General features: G+C 38.5%; 1 protein-coding gene and 1 pseudogene. Both read left to right on the top strand.

The window, feature by feature from the left end:
• Positions 1 to 147: pseudogene (locus PVV68_RS10310) on the top strand (SMI1/KNR4 family protein); the annotation flags it as partial.
• A gap of 5 nt (positions 148 to 152) precedes the next feature.
• Positions 153 to 1,613 (top strand): DUF6990 domain-containing protein (locus PVV68_RS10315; protein WP_404978446.1); only part of this gene is annotated, 1,461 nt, incomplete at its 3' end.

Raw genomic sequence — 1,613 nt, forward strand, 5'->3', positions numbered from 1 at the left:
GGTGAAACATTTTACTTTGATTATACTCAGTTTCAGGATGGTGAATGCCCACTTTACGTCGAGATTCCATCTGGAGCGTCACATTATTATGCAAGTAATTTTTATGAATTTCTCTGTAAAAGAATTATGGAACATGCTGGGGGGTAATGACGATGCAAACCAAAGACGCAACAGAGATTTTAAAAAAAGTTGGTTGGGTGCCCCATCGCGATGAAATGGGTGATATGTTTGCTTATTATCACCTCCCCGATCGCATAGTGCGTATTCATTATGGTGTCATAGATTATGGACGGGATAGCGGAAGATTGTGGGTTTCTGTCAGTCTTACTACTGCTGCTTATTGTCTTGGCTGTGAATATGCTAACGGTAAAGAATCTCAACCTCTATATGAGGATATGCTGATTTCTTCAGAAGAGAATTTTGGAGTTACAGCACTGGAGTTTTTTGAAAGCCATGTCAAGGTAGCTTTAAACAAAGTGTTAGCTTGGGCGCAAGCACAAGATATTGAGAAAAAATTACGTGAAAAAGCTGCTAATCATTCTCTCGTTGCAAAGGCTCTACTCGGCGATACCGAAGCTTTAAGGAATTACAAATCTACACCTCAATTATATGCACCAGAGTTTTCTGATTATGAAAAGATGACACAGGTTAAGCGCGTTATCTTTTTTGCTGAGGCGTATAAAAATAACGAATTGGATGACATTTTAGCACGCAAAAAACCGAAACAGTGTTTGATGAGTCTTACAGCAGCAACGCGCATTCTTAAAACCCAAGGGTGGTTTGCCACAGAGCCTGGAAAAATGTGGTTGGTTTTGCCCGACCGCTTTATTCAATTTGATTTTGGTTTTATACGTCTCCATGATCAGTACAATGTCCATCTTGAAGAAGTAGTCTCCAACGAAGAGATTTCTGTAGCTTGCCATTATATTTACCATAGTGGAAAACTTAGGCACATATCAGCTACAAATATTTATCAACCTTTTAATACACTTGGAGCGGAGAATTTTAATGGGATTGACATACGTGTAGAGACATTAAATGAGCAAGAGTTGACAAAAATCTCTGAGCGGGTGATACAGTGGGCACGTGCTCAAGATTTGCAAGCATCGATAGAAAGTAAAACGCTCATCCAAAAATATAGCTGTACTCCATCTATAGTTTGGCATTTGGCTTGTTTAGCGTTAACAGGTCAAATTGATATCCTAAAGTCTTATCAAAATTCCCTTGCAGCAGGTAAACTACTTGAGCATTTGCAAAATCTTGATGAACAACTGGAGGAGTGTGTAAATCACGCTGTTGAATTTGCTGAAGAATATCTGAAAATTCTTAATGAGAGAGAAGCAGCTGAAGCGCATCTTGGTCCGAAAGCTTTGATTACTTTCAATAAAGTTGCTGAGCAATTAAAACAAACGGGTTGGACAGTTTATCGGGATAAAAACTATGATCGTAATGCCTATTTTATCAGTAAAGACCGTATCATCAATATAATGTACAGTCTTCAAAGTGATGAAGAAGAGCCAATTGTTGCATTTAAGGCTTCCCTTTCAACACTTGGCTTTTCCACTGCTCATAGAGAGATTTTCTATAATATGCCTCAATATACAGCTCTCAAA

Source organism: Bartonella sp. ML69XJBT, from assembly GCF_028618515.1.
Taxonomy (GTDB): domain Bacteria; phylum Pseudomonadota; class Alphaproteobacteria; order Rhizobiales; family Rhizobiaceae; genus Bartonella.